General features: G+C 59.1%; 18 protein-coding genes and 1 pseudogene. 8 read left to right on the top strand and 11 right to left on the bottom strand.

What is annotated here, in order from left to right; all coding sequences use genetic code 11:
• Nucleotides 1-464 precede the first annotated feature (464 nt).
• Nucleotides 465-704, top strand: coding sequence for a DUF6124 family protein (locus J1G35_RS26035; protein ID WP_027607251.1), 240 nt, complete (start codon nt 465-467; stop codon nt 702-704).
• Nucleotides 705-741: 37 nt separating this feature from the next.
• On the opposite strand, the pseudogene glsA reads toward J1G35_RS26035, so the two are convergent.
• Nucleotides 742-1311: pseudogene (glsA, locus tag J1G35_RS26030) on the bottom strand (glutaminase A); the annotation flags it as partial.
• 348 nt (nt 1312-1659) lie between these two features.
• Here glsA and J1G35_RS26025 point away from each other — a divergent pair.
• Nucleotides 1660-1980, top strand: a complete 321-nt coding sequence (locus tag J1G35_RS26025; protein ID WP_223016398.1) for a hypothetical protein — start codon at nt 1660-1662, stop codon at nt 1978-1980.
• Complete coding sequence (locus J1G35_RS26020; RefSeq protein WP_223016397.1) at nt 1934-3898, top strand: hypothetical protein; 1965 nt, start codon at nt 1934-1936, stop codon at nt 3896-3898. The genes J1G35_RS26025 and J1G35_RS26020 overlap by 47 nt, the downstream gene beginning before the upstream one ends.
• An 83-nt stretch (nt 3899-3981) precedes the next feature.
• On the opposite strand, the gene glsB is transcribed toward J1G35_RS26020, so the two are convergent.
• The 4 genes from glsB to J1G35_RS26000 form a co-directional block, all read right to left on the bottom strand.
• On the bottom strand, nt 3982-4890 hold the full coding sequence (glsB, locus tag J1G35_RS26015) for a glutaminase B (RefSeq protein WP_090402994.1): 909 nt from the start codon (nt 4888-4890) through the stop codon (nt 3982-3984).
• A gap of 55 nt (nt 4891-4945) precedes the next feature.
• The gene (locus J1G35_RS26010; RefSeq protein WP_053134342.1) at nt 4946-5290 is read right to left on the bottom strand and encodes a hypothetical protein; all 345 of its coding nucleotides are present in this window, start codon (nt 5288-5290) and stop codon (nt 4946-4948) included.
• A gap of 107 nt (nt 5291-5397) precedes the next feature.
• Complete coding sequence (locus J1G35_RS26005; RefSeq protein ID WP_223016396.1) at nt 5398-8367, bottom strand: non-ribosomal peptide synthetase; 2970 nt, start codon at nt 8365-8367, stop codon at nt 5398-5400.
• Between the two features lie 154 nt (nt 8368-8521).
• Nucleotides 8522-8932: a hypothetical protein gene (locus J1G35_RS26000; protein WP_053134349.1), complete on the bottom strand. Its 411-nt coding sequence runs from the start codon at nt 8930-8932 to the stop codon at nt 8522-8524.
• Nucleotides 8933-9042: 110 nt separating this feature from the next.
• Here J1G35_RS26000 and J1G35_RS25995 point away from each other — a divergent pair, with 110 nt between their 5' ends.
• A complete protein-coding gene (locus J1G35_RS25995) occupies nt 9043-9891 on the top strand; it encodes a helix-turn-helix transcriptional regulator (protein ID WP_223016395.1) in 849 nt (282 codons plus the stop codon).
• Here the strand turns inward: J1G35_RS25995 and J1G35_RS25990 are convergent, their stop codons facing one another.
• Genes J1G35_RS25990 through J1G35_RS25980 form a run of 3 tightly spaced genes read right to left on the bottom strand, consistent with a single transcriptional unit; the run spans nt 9892 to nt 12708 of the window.
• Nucleotides 9892-10680 carry an ABC transporter ATP-binding protein gene (locus J1G35_RS25990; protein ID WP_223016394.1) on the bottom strand — a complete coding sequence of 263 codons (789 nt, stop codon included), beginning with the start codon at nt 10678-10680 and terminating at the stop codon, nt 9892-9894.
• The gene (locus tag J1G35_RS25985; RefSeq protein ID WP_223016393.1) at nt 10674-11663 is read right to left on the bottom strand and encodes an ABC transporter permease subunit; all 990 of its coding nucleotides are present in this window, start codon (nt 11661-11663) and stop codon (nt 10674-10676) included. Before J1G35_RS25985 ends, J1G35_RS25990 begins: the two co-directional genes overlap by 7 nt.
• Nucleotides 11650-12708, bottom strand: a complete 1059-nt coding sequence (locus tag J1G35_RS25980) for an ABC transporter substrate-binding protein (RefSeq protein WP_053134362.1) — start codon at nt 12706-12708, stop codon at nt 11650-11652. Before J1G35_RS25980 ends, J1G35_RS25985 begins: the two co-directional genes overlap by 14 nt.
• A gap of 235 nt (nt 12709-12943) precedes the next feature.
• On the opposite strand from J1G35_RS25980, the gene J1G35_RS25975 reads away from it, so the two are divergent.
• A complete protein-coding gene (locus tag J1G35_RS25975; RefSeq protein ID WP_223016392.1) occupies nt 12944-13888 on the top strand; it encodes an aliphatic sulfonate ABC transporter substrate-binding protein in 945 nt (314 codons plus the stop codon).
• Between the two features lie 335 nt (nt 13889-14223).
• Here the strand turns inward: J1G35_RS25975 and J1G35_RS25970 are convergent, their stop codons facing one another.
• The 3 genes from J1G35_RS25970 to J1G35_RS25960 are packed head-to-tail and all read right to left on the bottom strand — an operon-like array spanning nt 14224 to nt 17463.
• Entirely contained in the window at nt 14224-15699 is a 1476-nt protein-coding gene (locus J1G35_RS25970; protein ID WP_223016391.1) for an FGGY-family carbohydrate kinase, read from the bottom strand.
• Nucleotides 15700-15704: 5 nt separating this feature from the next.
• Nucleotides 15705-16637: a transketolase C-terminal domain-containing protein gene (locus J1G35_RS25965; protein WP_223016390.1), complete on the bottom strand. Its 933-nt coding sequence runs from the start codon at nt 16635-16637 to the stop codon at nt 15705-15707.
• Nucleotides 16627-17463, bottom strand: a complete 837-nt coding sequence (locus J1G35_RS25960) for a transketolase (RefSeq protein WP_053134374.1) — start codon at nt 17461-17463, stop codon at nt 16627-16629. Before J1G35_RS25960 ends, J1G35_RS25965 begins: the two co-directional genes overlap by 11 nt.
• Before the next feature lie 362 nt (nt 17464-17825).
• Between J1G35_RS25960 and J1G35_RS25955 the strand changes: the two genes are divergently transcribed.
• From J1G35_RS25955 to J1G35_RS25945, 3 genes are read left to right on the top strand one after another with little or no spacing between them, the layout of a single operon-like run.
• Nucleotides 17826-18833, top strand: coding sequence for an ABC transporter permease (locus tag J1G35_RS25955; RefSeq protein ID WP_027607262.1), 1008 nt, complete (start codon nt 17826-17828; stop codon nt 18831-18833).
• A 50-nt stretch (nt 18834-18883) separates the two neighbouring features.
• The gene (locus J1G35_RS25950; protein ID WP_027607263.1) at nt 18884-19816 is read left to right on the top strand and encodes a sugar ABC transporter substrate-binding protein; all 933 of its coding nucleotides are present in this window, start codon (nt 18884-18886) and stop codon (nt 19814-19816) included.
• A gap of 15 nt (nt 19817-19831) precedes the next feature.
• Entirely contained in the window at nt 19832-21343 is a 1512-nt protein-coding gene (locus J1G35_RS25945; protein WP_167656934.1) for a sugar ABC transporter ATP-binding protein, read from the top strand.
• The last annotated feature ends 8 nt before the right edge of the window (nt 21344-21351 follow it).

The raw sequence follows: 21351 nt of genomic DNA, 5'->3' as shown, positions 1-21351 counted from the left end.
CTGTGGCGAGCGGGCTTGTCCCGCGTTGGGGTGCGAAGCGCCCCTGATGAAGACGAATGCGGTGTATCAGGCACTCCTCTGCGCCTGGTTTTGGGGGTGCTGCGCAGCCCAACGCGGGACAAGCCCGCTCGCCACAGGATGTAGCGTCTGCCCATGAGGTCCCTAGGACTTATCCCACGACTGTTTCAGGTTGTCGCTCGGAACGTCGCTGATTAACCTCTCCGCCGTCGCTGCCAATTCAGCGACCGGATTTGACCGTCCGGCCTTGTTAACGAACTGCTACGCCCTGCACCTATCCCAGGCGTTTTTTTTGTGCCTGAGGTATCGTGTCGCGGCAGTTGTGCGCGGGATACCTTCGGGTATGCCGGGTTCGTTGACAACCGGTCGGTCAACCCGCGTACAGCTGCCACCCTCTTCGTTTGACCGCGAACGCTGGCGGCTCCACTTGTCGACGGAGTTTCACCATGATTAAAGACAGCCCAAATCCCCCAGAAAAACTCTTCACCGTGCGCCCCGACCTGGGCACGGAAACCCTGCTGGTCAACGCGTCCCAGGATCTATCCTCCATCACCGACATCGCTACTCACCTGGCCTTTGAAATCGACGGCGCGCAACGCAATGTGGCGCTGGGCATCTGCCGCATGCTCGAAGGCGTACAACTGTTGGTAGACAAAGCATTGGATGACGCCCATCCAGCAGCATGAGACTCAGATGATCGTTCCCACGCGCGTGGGAACGATCTCAAAACACCGACCACCCAATCCGCTCACTCAACAACTCCAACGCCTTGATCCCCGCCAGCGAGTTCCCCGCCGCGTTCAACTCCGGCGACCACACGCATACTGTGAACTGCCCCGGCACCACCGCGACTATCCCGCCGCCCACGCCGCTCTTGCCCGGTAACCCCACGCGATAGGCAAAGTTGCCCGCCTCGTCATACAGCCCGCTGGTGGCCATGATCGAGTTGACTTGCTTGGTCTGCCGCGCGCTCAGGATCTGTTCGCCGCTGTGGGCGCTGGTGCCCTCGTTGGCGAGGAAGCTGAACGCCTTGGCCAGGTCCAGGCAGCTCATCTGCAGGGCGCAGTAGTTGAAGTAGCTGTGCAACACCGCGTCCACATCGTTGTGGAAGTTGCCGAAGGATTTCATCAGGTAGGCCATGGCGGCATTGCGCGCGCCGTGTTGGGCTTCGGAGTCGGCGACGACGCTGTTGACCAGGATCTGCGGGTTGCCCGACAGGCGCCGCACGAAGTCGCGCATCGACAGGATCGGCACGGCAAAGCGTGATTGGTTGATGTCGCAGATCACCAGCGCGGTAGGCCAAATCGTCGTTGTAGGGCCAACCAGCGGACGAGCTTCGTCGAAAATAATAGAGCAACATTTGCATATTTTTGTATGTGTTTTTACCGAAGCTTTACTCGAGCCACAGATACAGGTCTCTGATTGAAAAAACTCTGTGGACATAAAGCAAAAAAAACTGATAGCTTTGCGCCATTACTGAATATCCACTCCAAAATCCTCCAATACAGACTAATGAGAACTAAATATAAAGCAATAGCAAATCAAGCTCACACATATAAAATTCAAGAAAATCTTTAAAGACAAATAAAGCACAGCAACGAAAAAAAATTTAAACTACTTACGTACAACTCAAGGACCGAAATGAGCAACTGGGAAGAAGTAGAAAAAAGTGTCAGGCAATATGCCAGCTACATCTGGAACAGACCTGCTAACGCAGACCGGATTGGCGGCGTTAATTTCGATTGCGTCGTAAAAATATCTGAAATTGAAATTATCGCTATAGAAATAACAAAAAATAGAACTCTAGAAAAAATCAGAGAAGACATAGGAAAAATACAAACTATTCGCATGGCAATGATGATGAAAAACATCATGATTAGACCATATAATTTGCGACTTTTTACCTACCCAAGGAATGAAAGACGCAGGAAAAGAAAACTATATAGAAGTAGTTTCTTTTGAAGATTTCAGAAGAATGTTTTTTGACTTCCCCACATACCGCTCACTTAGATCTAATAAACAATTTGGTAGCGCAGTAGATCCTGTAACAGGAGAAAACGACAGCACTGCATATACTCCGGTAGGATACAAACTACAAAACGGGAGTGAAATTGACGCCCAAGAAATAGCACAAAAAATAATAAATAATGAAAAACTGGTTCTACTGGGAGATTATGGAGCGGGAAAAAGCAGATGCTTTAGAGAAGTATTTCATATACTAGCAAAAAAATCCGCCGAAACCCTTTTATACCCAATTGCAATTGACTTAAAAGAAACATGGGGATTAGAAAGTGCCGTCGAAATAATACGCCGACACTTTATACACCTTGGAATTAATGAGAATGACACCAACAGCGTGATCAAAGCATATAACGGTAAACGCCTGTGCTTTTTGCTCGACGGTTTCGACGAGATTGGTTCTAGACCTTGGAGCGAAAATAAGAAAACACTTGAAATGCTTCGCAAGCACGCACTGCAAGGCGTAAAGGATCTTCTATCAAAAACGGGTGCAGGATGCTTAATTTCTGGTAGAGATCACTACTTCAACAGTGACCAAGAAATGTATTCAGCCCTAGGATTAAATAAAGACGGCACTACAGTAGCCAGATGCAAAGACGAATTTAATATCGAAGAGTTTTCACACTACTTAGATATAAACAAGATAAGCGTCTCTTTACCGGACTGGCTGCCTAAAAAGCCGTTAGTTTTAAAAACTATTGCGTCGTTAACTGCAGAGCAGGTAAAGGCTCTTTTCGAGTCATCAAGCGGAGATGAAATAGGATTTTGGTTCAAGTTTATAGACGCTATGTGCCAGCGAGACTCAACGATACACGCAATCCTTGACCCGGAAACTGTCAAAAGCGTGCTTATACGACTTTCAAGTATTACGAGAGAAAAATCGCAAAATTTCGGACCATTAACTGAGGCAGAAGTAGTCAATGTTTTCCACGAAGTAACTGGCACCTACCCCAACGAACAATCCACTGTAATGTTACAGAGGCTACCAGGCCTAGGGAGGGTTAGTTCAGAAACCAGCGACCGAAACTTCGTTGATACGTTCATACTCGACGGCTTAAGAGCTTTAGACCTTTCAGAAAAAGTTCAATCTGGAGATCAGAAAATTGGTGACCTTAAATGGCTAAACCCCCTTCAAAGCCTTGGAAGCTCAGTTTTAGGTTACAACATAAATAAAACCCAGTCTGCAAGTGCATTCATAAACTATGCAAAAAACTCTCTACACAGAGAAAAAACCAATAAAATATCCATATCGGATAGTATTTCAGCTTTGAGCAAAGCGAAGCTCGACGAGCTAGACTTCAACGGCATAAAATTTAACGAGCCTCATTTCGGCGACCTTAGCTTTGAAGAAGGAAACATTAGCAACATTGAATTTTCTGATGGAATCTTTGAATCTATAACTTTAGGTAAAATAGATCCATCAGGCGTCCTCATTAAAAATTGTCACATTGAAAGCTTGACGGGCGTATCTTCAAGCACAGGGCTTCCATCTTGGATTAAAGAGTGCTCAATAAAAAACTTTGAATCAGTTGACACATTAACGGCAATAAAAAATTCAGGCCTGACAAAAGCCCAAACAATTCTCGTATCAATCCTAATAAAAGTTTATCGCCAATCTGGAAATGGGCGACTAGAGCATACATTAACCAAAGGGTTAACTCACGTCGACAAGAAAAGTCTTGGCCAAGTCATTCGTTACCTTTTAGGTAAAGGTTATTTAGAAACCAGTAAAGACCGAGGGGAAATCATATATAATTCCGTGAGAAAATTCCAAGGACGGGTGGAGAAAATATTAGTAGAGCTTGACCGTTCCACTGATGAAATATGGAAGTTTGCAAGCACCTTGGCTGATGGTGGTTAGGTCCTGAAAGTTTCCACACACAAATGTGAAATATACTTGACCGTAGTTCGCCCCGTACATGGGAGCGATCTACGATCAAATACTCAAAACACCGACCACCCAATCCGCTCACTCAACAACTCCAACGCCTTGATCCCCGCCAGCGAGTTGCCCGCCGCGTTCAACTCCGGCGACCACACGCACACGGTAAATTGCCCCGGCACCACCGCGACGATCCCGCCGCCCACACCGCTCTTGCCCGGCAAGCCCACGCGGTAGGCAAAGTTGCCCGCCTCGTCATACAGCCCGCTGGTGGCCATGATCGAGTTGACTTGCTTGGTCTGCCGCGCGCTCAGGATCTGTTCGCCGCTGTGGGCACTCGTGCCCTCGTTGGCGAGGAAGCTGAACGCCTTGGCCAGGTCCAGGCAGCTCATCTGCAGGGCGCAGTAATTGAAGTAGCTGTGCAACACCGCGTCCACATCGTTGTGGAAGTTGCCGAAGGATTTCATCAGGTAGGCCATGGCCGCATTGCGTGCGCCGTGCTGGGCTTCGGAGTCGGCGACGACGCTGTTGACCAGAATCTGCGGGTTGCCCGACAGGCGCCGCACGAAGTCGCGCATCGACAGGATCGGCACGGCAAAGCGTGATTGGTTGATGTCGCAGATCACCAGCGCGCCGGCATTGATGAAGGGGTTACGCGGGCGGCCGCGTTCGAACTCCAGTTGCACCAACGAGTTGAACGGTTGCCCCGAAGGCTCGTGCCCCAGGCGTTCCCAGATGGTTTCACCGCCGTGGTCGATGGCCTGCACCAGGCTGAACACCTTGGAAATGCTTTGCACCGAGAACAGCGTATCGGCGTCACCGGCGCGGTAGGCCGAGCCGTCATTGCCGTACACCGCGATGCCCAGTTGGTTGGCCGGTACATCGGCCAGCGCGGGAATGTAGTCGGCGACTTTGCCGAGGCCGATCAGGGGGCGCACTTCGTCGAGGATCGACTCCAGCAGCGCCTGCATGTCTTGTCCTGTCATCTGTCTTTGAATCAGTGGAAAGCGGGGTGCGGAGGATACTTCAATGGGCGCGGAAGCCCCACACAATCTCTACCACCCGCTCGGCCACCACCAGATAAACCAGGATCAGCAACAGCTGCAATGCCAGGTGATAACGCAGCTTGGCCAGCCGACGAATGCCATCGCTGACGTTCAACAGCATCAGCACTGTCGACAGAAGGATCAGCCCCCACCCTGCCACGCTGGAGGCAAACACCCCGATAAACAGGTCCTGCTGCCCCACGAGGGTATTGGTGCCCGCCGCAAACAACAGCGCGCATACCAGCAGGTTTTTGACGTTGTCGAAAATTTGCGTGCTCAGGTCGTTTTCCAGCAGGGCCACATACCGCTTCCATAACGTGCGCATGAGTCATTACCGGGTGGGGATCGCTTGTCAATCAAAGTAGTTCAATGGCCCTTGCACCGCGCGGCGACGGCAAAAAAAGGTCAAACCGACGGCACAGTGCACATGGACTAACGCCGTAAACGCTGCAAATAACGACCCAGCATATCGTCGGTAAATGGCACCGGACGAAGGCTGCTGCCTCTGAGAAATGCCCGGGTATTGCTGCGATCCCAGGCATAGTTGTGCTGATACAGTTCCAGAATGGTTTCGCCTTGGCACATGTCATCCTTGAACATTCCCAGCAAGGGATACAGCAACGCGTCCCCATCGTTTTCCCACAGCGCCACCCAGCGCTTGAACGGTATGACTTCCAGCTTGCGCGCATAAAAATGCGCCACCCGCGCACAGAACTGCTTCAGGTCGGGGTCGGTATGCAACGGTTGGCACAGGTTGAACTTTTTGCCCAAGGCGTCGGGCTGACGGGCGATGTGGGCAACAGCGCCAGCCATGTAGTCGACGGTGGTCAAGCCTTCGCGCATTTTACGCAGGTCCGGCATAGCGCCGTATTGGAGGCAGGTTTGAATGAACCGGCCCCACCATTGGTAATGAGCACACAGACCGGTGCGACTGTGACAGGTGGCGTAGCCCAGGCGAAAGGTCATCAGTGGCAAGCCTTGCGCGCAGGCCAGGTCAGCGAGTTTTTCCATCACCCATTTGCTTTGCACGTAACCCAGGTCACGGCGGATCGCCGGCAAGTTTTCATCGATATCATCAGCCTCATACACGCGGCGCTTTTGAGTAAAACGATGCCCCCAGCTGTAGATGGAGATGGTCGACATCAGCATCAATGCCTTGGTTTTGCCTGCACTGCAAAAGCTGATAACCCGCCTTAGCCCCTCGACGTTATCGGTACGCAGGTAGGAGTAAGGCATGATGAAGTTAACCGCGCTGGCCGAATGCACCACCACGTCAACCGTTGCACACAGCCACTCATAAACGGTGGGGTCCAGCCCCAGTTTGGCCTGGGGCAAGTCACAGCGGTAGACCATAACCCGCGCCCAGTCCCGCGCGGCAATCGGCACTTCGTATCGCTCGCTGATCTGCTGCAACCGCGCCAGCCCATCCGCAGGCTGTTCACAGCGTAGTGGGCAATGAATCGCAGCAGTACTGGTGGCCAGCAACCGCTCCAGCAAATGAATGCCGACAAACCCGGTGGCGCCGGTCAGCAGCATATGCGCGGGATCGGTAAGTTGGGCGGCGTCGAAGTCCCTGCGAAACTGTGTGCCAGGATCAAGGAACACATCGCGCTCGAATGCATTGCTCGTCTCACCTGTGTCGCTATCGGGCTCAGCCGTGCGGCGGCGCAACTCAGCGGCCAGGTCCTTGAAATGGATGTGCTCATAGATGTCACGCACCGACACCCTCAGTCCTACCCGCTGGGAAAGCATTTTGGCGAGCAATGCAACGCGCAGCGAATGCCCACCCACCGCCATAAAGCTGTCATGCGCAGTGAAATTGCCGTGTCCCAGCAACTCGAACCAGGACTGCGCCAGGTCTTGTTCGGCACCTGGGGCAAAGCGCTCAAGCACCAGTGTGTCGGGCGGCTGGTGGTGCAGCAAATGCTGCAAGGCCGGTTTGTCGGTCTTGCCGTTGGCATTGCTGGGCAGCGCGTCCAGACACTGATAGTGCTCGGGCAACATATACTCGGGCAGATCCGCCTCCAGGCTACGGCGCAGGCTGGCAATCAGCTGTTGTGGATGAGTGTGCGGGTCGCGCCGCACCACAAACGCCACCAGCCGTTTGTCGGCTTGGGTGCCGCAGTCGTCCACCACCACGGCGGCGTTGTTGACCTGCGGCTCCTTAAGCAGGCGTGCCTCGATTTCACCCACCTCCACCCGGTAGCCGCGAATCTTCACCTGTCCGTCCATGCGGCCGAGGAACTCGAGACTGCCATCGTCCAACAATCGCCCCTGATCGCCGCTGCGGTACACCCGACAGCCGAGGGCCTCGCACTGGATAAAACGCTGTGCGGTGAGTTCGGGAGCATTCAGGTAACCCCGGGCCAGGCACGGCCCACCAATACACAACTCCCCCACCTCCCCCGCAGAAACAGGAAGCAGATACTCATTAAGGACGTAGATCGCGCAGCCGCCAATGGGCCAGCCAATGGACGCCGGTCGCCGCAAGCGTTTGTCAGGCACCACGCGGGACGTGACAAAAATGGTGGTTTCGGTAGGGCCATAGCAGTCCAGCAAGCAGTAGGACAAATGGTCCACCGCCACCGGATGCAGTTTCTCGCCACAGGTATAGAGATACTTGAGCTGCAGGCCAGCGGGTTGCCTGGCGTTGACCACGTCATAGATTTTCAGGGTGGGAACAAACCCATGGGTAATCCCATGCGTTGCACAGAAGTCCAGGAACGCGTCGCCGTCGAGCAGCGCCTGCTGGTCCAACACATACAGGCACGCGCCCGCCACCAGGTTGGACCAGATCTCCGCCTGGCACAGGTCGAAGCCCACGGCCGCCATCAAGGTCGAGCGGCTGGAGGCATCCAGTTGCAAGTGTTGATTGTGCTGCAACATCAACTCGATGACCGAGTGATGCTCGATGATCACCCCTTTAGGATCGCCGGTGGTGCCCGAGGTGAAGATCACATACATCGCGTCATCCCCCCGCACCTCGACGGCCTCGAACGTGGCGGCAGGAGGGGCCCCGAGCAAGCTATTGAGGGTCCGCACGTCACACGTCAATAGGGGCGCGGTGTCCTGATCATGGGTCGACAGCACCAGACGCGCCTGGCACTGGCGGGCAATATAGTCCTTGCGATTGTGCGGAAGATTGCGGTCCATGGGCACGAAGGCAGCGCCCGTCTTGACCACCGCCAGCAAGGCAATGAGCAATCGCGCGCTACGCTCGGTCTGTACCAGCACCAGATCGCCACGCCCCAGCCCCACGGATTGCATGTACGCCGCCACGTGAGTGCTGTATTCATCGAGTTGGGCATAAGTGAGGTACTGAGTCCCCTCCACCACAGCCAGCCGCGAGGGGTTGGCAGCGACCTGTCGCTCAAACGCACTCAAGACAGTGGGTGTAACCACTTTCAGGACTCCTTAATGTTCCTCCCTGGCAACAAACTGTCGGCTCCATCGACGCCGTATTCTTTCCCAGGCCACACGAACCGGCACCTGTGGAAACTGACAGTTTTTTATATCAAGAGTGAATAAACTCAATGCCACGAGCATTGTTCTATTGCTAGAAATGCGCCACATCCGACACCCGCTCATCCAGCACATCCCGCGCCAGTGCCCAGGCCTGGTCCTTGGACTCCACCACCAGCAACGGGTAGCCCCAGGCCTTGCTGAACATCACCGCGAACGGCTTGAGTGCCAGGCGTTTAGCGGCGCTGGGCTCAACTTGGATCATGCCTTTGACGAACATGCGCAGTGCCTGTTTGTTTTTCTTCATCCAGATCGACGCCTGCTTACGCTCTTCGTGGGAGTGCTCATGGTTGTTTTCATCCACGGATTTTTCGTGCAGCAACATAAAGGCCTGCTCCCTCGCCAATAGCCCTTCAAAGGCCAGGAAAGCATCCTCCGGCCCACCCTCGCTGGGTGCATCGAAGACGATTTTCACCACAGGGAACGTTGTACTGTCGAGTCGCATGGCAAAGCTCCTTAATGAGAGTGGATCTCAATATAAAGCTCGAATCCCTGGACGGCATTGCACAGAATAGCCAGACTGTTTCGCAATCCGGCCAACTTGCGACCCGTGCCATGAAGCACCACCGTCTTGATCTGCTCGACCCGTTGATGGCCAGGGACGCCGACCTGTTCCCCCGCGCCGTGGTGGCCGTGGGCGCCACCAGCACGTCGGACACCTGGGAACATGCCCAGCACGCCCACCGCAAGGGCCAGTTGATGTACACCCTGCGCGGGGTCATCCACTGTGAAATCGAAGCGGGGATCTGGATCGTGCCGCCCCAGTGCGCATTATGGATTCCCGGCGGTACGCCCCATGCTGCGCGCGGGTCTGGCGAGGCCGAGGTGTATTGCCTGCTGATCGACCCCGACGCCGCCCACGCCCTGCCGCCGCAATGCTGCACCCTGGCCGTGTCCGGGTTGCTGCACGAGCTGATCAGCAAGGCCGTCAGCTTCCCGCAATTCTATGACGAGGCCGGCGCCCAAGGCCGCTTGATCAACACCTTGCTGGATGAACTGGCCGCCGCCCCGGTCGAAGCCCTGCACCTGCCCATGCCCCAGGACGCCCGCTTGCGCCGCCTGGCCAACAGCCTGCTGGCCGACCCGACCGACAAAGCCACCCTCGGTCAATGGGCCGTGCGCATCGGCATGAGCGAGCGCAGCATGACGCGCCTGTTACTGGAGGAACTGGGCCTGAGCTTCGGCCGCTGGCGCCGGCAGTTGCATGTGATCCTGTCCCTGCAACGGCTGGCCAAGGGTGAAAGTGTGCAGCGGGTGGCTCTGGACCTGGGTTATGAAAACGCCAGCGGCTTCATCACCATGTTTCGCAAGGCGGTGGGCCAACCGCCCGCGCGTTACCTGGCGGACCGTGCCGGTGTCTCAAGTGCGACCACCCAGGCCATTGCGCTGAAAGACGCCCACTGACTACCAGTTTTCGCCCAACCCCAGCAGGCCCATTATCTGCCGCCGCAGGTCCACCAGGTAAGGATCATCCCGGTGCCGTGGATAGGGCCTATCGATGCTCAACTGTGCCTGGATCTTCGCCGGGCGGTCGCTGAACACAATCACCCGGTTGGCCAGCAGCAAGGCTTCTTCCACATCGTGGGTCACCAGCAGCGCCGTGTAGCCCTGGCGCTGCCACAGGTCGATCAGCTCTTTTTGCATGGTGATGCGGGTCAGGGAGTCGAGTTTGCCCAGGGGTTCGTCGAGGATCAGCAACCGCGGCTGATTGACCAGTGCACGGGCCAACGCCACACGCTGGGCCATGCCGCCGGACAATTGCCGTGGATAGGCACGGGCGAACTGGCCGAGGCCGACCTTGTCCAGGGCCTCATCGACTTTGGCCGAATGGGTCTTGAGCAGGCCCTGGGCTTCCAGGCCGAGGGCGACGTTGTCCCACACCCGGCGCCATGGGTACAGGGTCGGGTCCTGGAACACCACCACACGGCTCGGGTCCGGCCCGGTGATGGGTTCGCCATCGGCCAACAGCCGTCCGGCGTCCGCCGGTTCCAGCCCCGCCACCAGGCGCAGCAAGGTGGACTTGCCGCACCCCGAAGGCCCGAGTAAAGCCACAAACTCTCCCGGCGCCACGTCCAGGGACACCCGCTCCAACACGGGCAAATGCTGGCCGTCCAGAGCAAAACCATGGCTGAGGTTTTCTATGCGCAGCGCCAATCCTTCTGAAGCCGATACCGCGTGTGCCAGGGCTACCATTTCATCGCTCCTTTCTGCCAGGCCAGCAACCGATCACGCACCAGGAACAACCCGGTGATCAACCCCGAACAGGCCAGCGCCATGATCAGCAGTGCGGCGTACATGTTCGCGTAGGCGGCCCAGCCCTGGGCCCATTGCAAGTACCAGCCGATGCCGGATTTGACCCCCATCATTTCCGCCACCACCAAGGTGGAAAACGACGCGCCTAGGCCCATGAACAGGCCGACGAAGACGTGGGGCAACGCGGCGGGAATCGCTACTTTGAAAATCAGAAACCCAGGCCGGGCGCCGAGGGTGCGCGCCACGTCGTAATAGGCTTTATCGACGCTGGCCACGCCGGACCAAGTGAGCACCGTGACCGGAAACCAGGTGGCCAGGGCGATCAAAAACACGCTCGCACTCCAACTGCTGGGAAACAGGAAAAAACACAGCGGCAACAACGCCGTCGACGGCACCGGGCCGAGGATGCGCAGCACCGGGTGCAGCCAGTAGCCGATACGCGTGGACCAGCCAATGGCGACGCCGGCGACAAACCCGGTAGCGGCGCCCAGCGCCACCCCTGAGCCCAGCAGCAGCGCCGAATGCAGCAGGCTGTCGGCCAGGCGTGCGTAGTCTTCGATATACACCGCGAGCAAGGCTTGGGGTGGTGCGAAGAACGGCACCGGCAACAGCGCAAGCTTGGCGGTGAGTAATTCCCAGATGCCCAGCAGCACCGGCAAGGCGATCAGCCAGGGTGCGGCCGTGCGCAAGCGCAGCGCGAGTTTCGACAACCTTCGGCCCAGCAGGCTCAGCACAATGAACAACGCTGCCGCGCCAACGCACAGGTTGGCCAAGCCTTGGGTCATCGGCCAATTGCGCACCGCGTTGGGCCAGTAACTGATCAGCAGCGCAACGGCCACCCAGGCCGCCACCACCGCCGCGCCTTGCCACCCGACCTTGAGTGCCACAGGCGGGTTGAGGATGGTTGCGTCAGTTGAAGACATCGGCGGTGATCTCCTTGGCAAACGCGATCGGGTCGGTGCCTTTGCTGATCACTTCCACGGTTTTCAGGTCGGTGACGTAGGTGGTGATCTCCTGGGTCAGCGCCGCCCCGACCGCGTGGTGGCCGTGGGTGTGGTCGTGGAGGATCGCCTGGACTTCTTCGGTGGAGGTGTTCAGTGCGTAGGCCTGGAAGCCTTTGGCGACTTCCTCCGGGTGCTGCACGGAATAGTCGTGGGCTTCGAGGATCGCCTGGGTCAGCGCCGCGACCACGCGCTTGTCCTCGCGGACCAATTTGCCGGTGACGCCGACCACGCAGCAACTGAGATTGGCGTATTCCTCCACCAGATTGGTGGACAGCTCCCGCGCCACGCCGGACTTGATCAGACGGTACATGAACGGATCACTGCCGCTCACCGCCTGCACTTCACCACGCTCCAGCGCCGTGCCGAGCAGATCGGCCGGGTACAGGCGCCACTCCACATCGCGCACCGGGTCGACGCCGTGTTTTTTCAGCAGGATCGAAAAGAAATTGCGGTCCGGGCTGGCCATGTCGGTGACGCCGATGGCCTTGCCCTTGAGGTCTTCCAGCTTGCTCACGCCGCCGTTGGCGGCACTGAGCAACCGCAGGCAACCGCCATGGGTGCCGGCGGTGAGCTTCACGTCAAAGCCCTGCTCCAAGGCCTTGAGCCAGCGCAGCGCCATACCCACGCCTGCGTCGGCCTTGCCGGTGGCGATGGCTTCCAGCAAGACCTCGGTGGAGTTGCCGAAGTTGACCAGTTCCACGTCCAGGTTGTGCTTGGTGAAGAAGCCCTGCCCATGGGCGATCACCACCGGCGCCAGGCACACCGCGTTGAGGTTGACTGCCAGTTTGAGTTTGCGCGGTACGTCGAGGCGGATGAACTCACCGGTGCCGGCAGGCTCCTGGGCGGTAGTGTGGCCGGCGTGTGCGTCGGCGGAAAAACCCAGGCGCGGCAGCGACAGACTGGCCAGGGTGAGGCCGGCCAGACCCAGGAGGCGACGACGGGTCAGGTGATCAAAAGCAGCCATGCGAAGTATCCCTATTTAATGGATCAGCCCACTCCAAAGAAAGGCCGAAAGCGTCAAAAAATCCATTTTTATTATATTAATGACTGACTTTTATGAAAGAACCATATAATTCTATGGTTATGCCTGACGGGCAGGAAGCGGATTAAAGCGCCCTAAGCTCAGATCGAAAGAGTATTTATCGAATGGTTTTTAGATCATTAAGCTTGGGCATATTTCGTTGAGAATCGAGCCCACCATGCCCATTCGTCGTCCCCTCGCCGCTGTATTAGGATTGCTGGCTTTTTCCCTCGCTTTCAGTGCGCAAGCCCAAGAAACCGTGCGCATCGGTTACCAGAAATCCTCCACGCTGATCACCCTGCTCAAGACCCAGGGCACCCTGGAGAAAGCCCTCAAGGCTGACAACATCGAGGTGAGCTGGCATGAGTTCCCCAGCGGCCTGCCGCTGCTGGAGGCGCTGAACGTCGGCAACGTCGACATCAGCGCCGACGTGGCTGACACCGTGCCGATCTTCGCCCAGGCTGCCCAGGCCAAACTCACCTACTTCGCCCAGGAAGCGCCCTCGCCTTCGGCCCAGGCCATCGTGGTGCGCAAGGACTCGCCGATCCAACAATTGGCAGACTTGAAGGGCAAGAAGATCGCGGTGACCAAGGCCGCCGGCACCCACTACCTGTTGATTGCCGCGTTGGCCAAGGCCGGCCTGGCGTTTTCGGATATCGAGCCGGCTTACCTGTCGCCGGCCGATGGCCGCGCGGCGTTCGAGAACAACAAGGTGGACGCCTGGGTCACCTGGGAACCCTTCCTCACCAGCGTGCAGCGGCAACTGCCGACGCGCACCCTGGCGGATGGTGCTGGGCTGGCGAGCTACAAGCGCTATTACCTGACCGGCACGCCGTACGCCAAGGCGCACCCGGAAGTGTTGAAGGTGGTGTATGGGGAATTGGAAAAGACCGGCAAGTGGGTGAAAGCCCATCCGCAAGAAGCAGCGAAAGTGCTCGGCCCGCTGTGGGGCAACTTGGATGTAGCCACGGTGGAAGCGGCGAACGCGCACCGCAGTTATCAGGTGCAGCCGGTGACGGTGGATCAGTTGGGTGAGCAGCAGAAAATTGCCGATGCGTTCTTCAAGGCGGGGTTATTGCCCAAGGCGGTGGATGCCAAGGATGTGCAGACCTGGCGGCCTTGAAGGCTGGTGTGATCTAAAGGTGGGAGGGGCGGTGCGACGATTCGACTTGCCCTCGATGGCCACGGGTATCTACACAACTTTCAGACTCTGACAAATATCCCTGTGGCGAGCGGGCTTGTCCCGCGTTGGGCTGCGTAGCAGCCCCAGTAAAGAAGAATGCGGTGTATCAGACACTCTGTAGAGGCTGGTTTTAGGGCCGCTACGCAGCCCAACGCGGGACAAGCCCGCTCGCCACAACAGCCCTATCTGCCGGACGTTCAGTGTTGAGTCAACGTTATGTAGATCCCTATGCTCATCGGCGGCAAGCCCCTCCCACAGTTGGTTTGCATATGCGGTTAGAGGAGTGTTCGGGCTAGAGCCTTTTTCCACTCTGAGTAACGCCCCGCCATCGCCGGATCCTCCTGCGGCTCAAAGCGCTCGCGTTGGCGCTCCAACTGCCCCAGCGCCGTATCACTCGCCCATACGCCCAACGCCCGACCCGCCAGGTGCGCTGCGCCCAATGCCGAGACTTCCGGCGACAGGCTGCGCACCACCGGGCGTTGCAGCAGGTTGGCCAGAAACTGCATCAGCCAGCGGTTGCGCGTGGCGCCGCCATCCACCCACAGTTCCTTGAGCGGGCTGCCGATGTCTTGCTGCATGGCCTCGAACACATCGCGAATCTGATAGCCGATGGATTCCAGCGAGGCGCGCAGGATGTGCGCGCCGGACGTGGCTTCGCTCAACCCGCAGATCAGCCCACGGGCGTCGGCCTTCCAGTGCGGTGCGCCGAGGCCGGACAGCGCCGGGACAAAATACACGCCGCCGTTATCCGGCAATTGCGCGGCCTGTTCGGTCAGCGCATCCAGGGATTCTCCCGCCACCAGCTTCGATGCCCACTGCACGGCAGCGCCGGTATGGACGATATTGCCTTCCATGCCGAAAGTGGGTTGGCTGCCATCGTGCCAGGCCAGGGTGGTCGACAGGCCGTGGGTGGAGGCAATCGGGCCGCTCATGGGCGTCATCAAGGAAGAGCCGGTGCCGAGCGTGGCCTTGACCAACCCCGGCGCGAAACCGCCCTGCCCGTACAGCGCCGCATGGGAATCGCCGATCATCGACATCACCGCGATACCGGCGGGCAAGCCGCCCACGGCGACCGTTTCGGCGAAGAACCCGGCGCTCGGCTGGATCGGCGCCAGGGCCGCAGCAGGAATGCCGAACAGCGCCAACAGCTCAGGATCCCAGGCGCAGGTGTGCAGGTTGAACAGTTGGGTGCGTGCGGCGTTGGAATAGTCGGTGGCGAACACCTGGCCGCCGCTGAGTTGCCACAACAGCCAGCTGTCCACCGTGCCCAGGCAGATCTCCCCAGCAGCGGCGCGGGCGTGGCCATCCTCAAGGTGATCGAGAATCCAGCGGAATTTGCCCGCCGAGAACATCGGGTCCAACGCCAGCCCGGTCTTTTCCAGGATCAGCGCTTCATGGCCCTGCTCATGCAGTTGCGTGCACAACGCCGTAGAGCGTCGGCACTGCCAACTGATGCACGGCGACAATGGCTCACCGGTATGCCTATCCCAAGCCACCACCGATTCACGCTGGTTGCTGATCGCGAGCGCAGTGATCGGACGATCCAACTGGGCCAGGCATTCTTCAATCGCAGCCAACGTGTTTTGCCAGATCAGCAGCGGGTCCTGCTCGGAAAACCCGGCCTGGGGATGGCTGATGCTCAAGGGCCGCGAACCGCGCGCAATCACCTGGCCAAGTTCGTTGACCAGGACTGCCTTGGCGTTGCTGGTGCCTTCATCTATCGCCAGGATCAGCGGGGTGTTGTTATTCATTGAGTTCACCGCAACCGAGTGGCAGCCGCCACGATCCCAGCCGCGTCGATGTTATGCAAGGCGCGGGTCGGTTCGCGGGCACCGGCGGCGGCGTACTCGCCATCGCCGATACCCAGGCGGATCAGGGCAATGCCCAACCCGGCTTCGGCCAGCACTTCGGCGACCAGGCTGCCGACGCCGCCATTGATGTTGTGTTCTTCCACGCTGATGACCGCGCGGGTACCGCTCAAGGCGCTGAGCAATACATCACGCTGCAAGGGACGGATCGACGACAGGTTGATCACCTGCGCCTGGATGCCCTGCTCCGCCAGCAATGCCGCAGCATCCACCGCTTCATGCACCACGGAGCCCAGGGCCACGATGCTCACATCGGCGCCCTGGCGCAGGATGTCTACCTGACCGGGCACAAACTGATAGTCGGCGCCGTGCACGTCGGGCAAGGCCTTGCCGTCGAGACGGATATACACCGGGCCGTGGTAGCGCAGCGCGTAATCGACGATCTGCCGGCATTCAATGGCATCGGCGGGGGCGAAGATCTGCACATTGCCAAACCCGCGCATCACCGAAATATCGTCGAGGCTGTGGTGGGTGCTGGCGAGCGGGCCATAACTGGTGCCGGCATTCAGGCCGAACATCTTCACATTGGCCTGGTTGTAGCAGACGTCCACCTTGATCTGCTCATTGGCCCGCGAGATCAGGAACGGCGCCGCATTGCAGGTGGCGGCGATCTTGCCACCCAGGGCCAGGCCCGCCGCGACGCTGACCAAGGATTGCTCGGCAATACCGACGTTGATCAGCCGCTCGGGAAAGCGCTGGGCAAACGGGCCGATCTTGGCCGTGGAGGTGGAGTCGCTGACCACCGGCACTACGTCCAGCCCGGCATCCACGGCAGCGATAAACGCTTGCACCATGACGCTCGCCAAATGTTCACTCGCCATGGTTCAACTCCTCCAGTGCTGCGTTGATTTCATCACCCTTGGGCACGCGGTGGTGCCATTCGGGGCGGGCTTCGATAAACGACACGCCCTTGCCTTTGATGGTGTGGGCGATCAGCACCTGGGGCGCGCCGGTCTTGGTCTGCATGCTTTCCAGGGCTTCGATCAATTGGCCGACATCGTTACCGTCGCACTCGCTGACACGGAAGCCGAAGGCCGCCCATTTCACGTCCAGCGGGTCCAGCGGCATGATCTCGGCGGTCAAACCGGCCAGTTGCAGCTTGTTCTTGTCGACGATCACAAACAGGTTATCCAGGCCGTACTTGGCCGCCGCCATCGCCGCTTCCCAGTTGGAGCCTTCGGCCAGTTCGCCGTCGCCGGTCAGCACGTAGATGCGTTTTTTGCTGCCGGACATCTTCGCTGCCAAGGCCAGCCCGACCGCCACCGGCAAACCGTGGCCGAGGGCGCCGGTGTTCAGTTCGATGCCTGGGGTTTTCTGGCGTACCGGGTGGCCGGGCAGGTGCGAGTTGAAGTGCTGGTAGGTCGGCAGCCACTCGGTGGGGATGTAGCCCGCCTGCGCCAGGCAACAGTACAAACCGCCCACGCCGTGGCCCTTGCTCTGGATATAGATATCGCGCTCGGGGTCTTCGGTGCGTTCCGGGCCGGTGTTGAGGATGCGGAAATACAGGGTGGCGAGGATGTCGGTTTCGGAAAGATCCGCCCCGGTGTGGCCGCCGGCCGGTGAGTCGGCATTCAGGCGGATCACATGGCGACGGATCAGGCGGGCCTGTTCCTTGATCTGGTGGGCGTCGTACTGGAAGGCATTCATGCAGCGGCTCCTTTGAGGCTGACCACGCGGGGTGAAAGTGTCCAAGGCTGTCTTTGAATATTTATTCAGCAGTGACAATATATTTCTATTTAGACGCCGATCCTCCAGCAGGTCAAGTGAGCGAACCGCCGAAAAATCAAGTAAAACCCGGAAATATCCCTCGGACAAACGGCCAAAATCCCACGTCGGCTTCTCTAGCCCGTGGCTTTGCGCCGTGCAAAAACACCGGATCAGAGGCAGGCAAGAAAAATTAAGCGCTTGACTTTGACACGGTGTCACTGGAATCTGAATTAACAGTCAGGCACGCATAAATATTCAAGGCGCCTGAAAGCACTCCAAAAAAAATAAATCAGGAGAACACTGTGGACGCCAAAGCTATTGTCCAGCACCCGGCCGAACTCAAGCCGCCACCCCGCCCACGTATTGTGAAACTGCTGCCCAGTAACATCGGCGGCCCGTTGATCGGGCTGGTGCTGCTGGTGCTGGTCTTCTCCTTCAGTTCCGAATTCTTCTTCTCGTTGCGCAATGGCCTGAACATCCTCGATCAGGTCACGGTGCTGGGCATCCTGGCGATCGGCATGACGGCAGTGATCGTGATCGGCGGCATCGACCTGTCGGTTGGCTCGGTGCTGGCGTTCTCGATGATGATGCTCGGCTGGCTGTATCAGGATCAGGCGGTGCCGTTGGGCTTTGCGATTCCGATCTCGATTGCCAGCGGTATGCTCGCCGGGCTGGTGTCCGGCGCGTTGATCACCTACGCCAAGCTGCCACCCTTTATTGCCACGCTGACCATGATGTCGGTGGCCCGTGGCCTGGCGAATATCCTTACCGAAGGTCGGCAGATCGTCGGCTACCCGGACTGGTTCACCAGCCTGGCGACGGTGCGCCACTTTGGTTTCCTCTCGGCCACCGTGGGCCTGTTCCTGGTGATGCTGGTGGTGGCCTGGGTGTTCCTGCGCTTTCGTGCCGGTGGCCGCAACCTCTACGCCATGGGCGGCAGCCCGGAAGTGGCGCGGCTGTCGGGCATCAAGGTGCGTGCGATTACCTTGTGGGTGTACGCCATCAGCGGTGCGCTGGCCGGCATCGCCGCCGTGACCCTGGCCGCGCGCCTGGACTCCTCGCAACCAAGCGCCGGGCTGAGCCTGGAGCTGGACGCCATCGCCGCCGTGGTGATTGGCGGCGCCAGCCTCAGTGGCGGCGTCGGCAGCATCGGCGGCACCCTGGTGGGCGTGCTGATCATTGGCGTGTTGCGCAATGGCCTCAACCTGCTGGGGGTTTCGCCCTTTATTCAACAAGTGGTGATCGGCGTGGTCATCGCCCTCGCCGTCACCATCGACACCCTGCGACGCCGCTCCAGCACTGCCCGTTAAACCTGTTCGACAGTTGACACCCTCCAACAATAAAACCAGGAGTCACCGACATGTTCAGCCCCAAGAAATTGCTGTTGGCCACCGCTCTCGCCGCCGCCACCCTCACCGCTGCCGGCACCACCTGGGCCAAGGATTTGACCATCGGCCTGGCCGTGGCCAACCTGCAGGCCGACTTCTTCAACCAGATCAAGCAATCGGTGGAAGCCGAAGGCAAAGCCAAGGGGGTCAAGGTGATCACCGTGGACGCCCAGGGCAACTCGTCCACCCAGGTCAGCCAGATTGAAGACCTGATCACCCGCCAGATCGATGTGCTGATCTACATCCCGGCCGGTGCCACCGCCGCCGGTGTGCCGGTGAAAGCCGCCAAGGCTGCGGGCATCCCGGTGATCGCCGTGGACCGCAACGCCCCCGACGCACCGGGCGACACCTTTATCGCCAGCGACAGCGTGGCCGGCGCCAAGACCCTGGCCGAGTACGTGGGCAAGATCACCGACGGCAAGGGCCGCATTGCGATCCTGCAAGGCCAGATCGGCACCACGCCGGAGAATGATCGCGCCAAGGGTTTTGAGGAGGGTCTGAAAGCCTTCCCGGACCTCAAGGTCGTCGCCCAGCAACCGGCCGAATGGGCCCAGGACAAAGGCTTCGCCGTGGCCCAGGACTTGCTCCAGCGTGACCCGAACATCACCGTGTTCTTCGGCCGTGCGGATGCCATGGCCTTGGGCGCTGCCCAGGCGGTGAAAGTCGGCAACCTCGATCACAAGGTGGTCGTGGTCGGTTTCGACGGTGACGTGGCCGGGCTCAAGGCCGTGCAAAGCGGTGTGCTGAACGCGACCATGACCCAGCAGACGCAAAAAATGGGGCGCCTGGCCGTGGCCTCGGCCATCGACCTCAAAGCCGGCAAGACCTTGCCCAAGGAGCAGTTGTTGCCCACCGTGCTGACCACTAAAGAAAACGTCGCGCCGTTCCTGCAACAGCACCCGTAAGCCTCGGAGGTCGTCATGCAAGCAGCCGCTGTGGACACCGCTCAATCTGACGCGGTGCTGTGCCTGCGCAATATCAGCAAGGCCTACGGGCCGGTGCAGGTGTTGTCGCAGGTCAACGTGGACATTCGCCCCGGTGAAGTACTGGCCCTGCTCGGTGAAAACGGCGCGGGCAAGTCGACCTTGTCGTCGATCATCGCCGGGCTGGTGCAACCGGAAGCCGGGGGCAGCATGACCTGGCTCGGCGCGCCGTACGCGCCGGCTTCACCGGGGGCCGCGCTGGGGGCCGGGATCGGCCTGATCCACCAGGAAATCCGCCTGCTGCCGCAATTGTCGATCGCCGAGAACATCTTCGTCGGCCGCCTGCCCATGCGCCGTGGGCGGGTGGATCGCGAGTACATGGAGGCCCAGGCGCAGATCCAGTTGGAGCGCCTGGGGCTCAAGGTGCCAGCCTCGCGCAAGGTCGAAGGCCTGAGCGTGGCGGCCCAGCAACTGGTGGAAATCGCCAAGGCGCTGACGCTGAAGGCCAGCCTGTTGATCCTCGATGAACCCACCGCCGCATTGGGTGGCGAGGAAACCGAGTTGCTGTTCAAGCAGGTGGAACGGCTGAAGGCCGAGGGTGTGTCGTTTATCTATATCAGCCACCGCCTGGAAGAAATCGCACGCATCGCCGACCGTGTGCTGGTGCTGCGCGACGGTCGCCAGATCGCCCTGCACGCCACGGCCCAAGTGCCGGTGCGTGAGTTGGTGGAGCAGATGGTCGGGCGCAGCCTGGAGCGGATCTTCCCCGCGTTGCAGGCGCCGCAGGACCAAGTGATGTTGCAGGTCAAGGATTTGAGCTGCCGTGAGTTTGCCTTGCACGGCATCGACTTCAGCGTGCGTGCCGGCGAGGTATTCGGCATTGCCGGCGTGGTCGGCGCCGGGCGAACCGAACTGGTGCGCACCATTGCCGGTGCGGCCCAGGATATTCGGGGCCATATGGTGCTGGATGGCGAGGTCCGCCAGTTGCGCTCGCCCTTCGAGGCGATCCAGGCCGGCGTGGTGCTGGTGCCCGAAGACCGCAAGCAGCAAGGCGTGGTGGTGGAGCACCGTATCGAAGACAACCTGATTTATGGCAACACTGATTTGCTGGATAAACGCGGTTGGGTGTTCCCTGCCCCACTGCGCGAATTTGCGCGTACGGCGGTGGCGCGACTCGGTGTGAAAGGTGCGCCGCAGTCGCGGATTTCCAGCCTGTCCGGCGGTAACCAGCAGAAGGTGATCATCGCCAAGTGGCTGGCGCGAAACCCCAAGGTGTTCATCCTCGATGAACCGACCCGCGGCATCGACGTGGGCGCCCGGGCGGCGATTTATGAAGTGATCGCGGACTTGGCGGCCAAGGGCATGGCGGTGATTGTGGTCAGTTCCGACCTGGATGAAGTGCTGGGCTTGTCCCATCGGGTGATGGTGATGAGCCGAGGACGGCAGATGGGGATTCTGGAGCGCGGCGAGGCCACCCCGGTGTCGGTGATGGAGATGGCCACCGCCTAGGAACCCGG

It is taken from the genome of Pseudomonas sp. SH10-3B (assembly GCF_019891415.1).
Taxonomy (GTDB): Bacteria; Pseudomonadota; Gammaproteobacteria; order Pseudomonadales; family Pseudomonadaceae; genus Aquipseudomonas.
The sequence above is the reverse complement of the archived record's forward strand: the minus strand, read 5'-3'. Positions and strand labels throughout refer to the sequence as shown.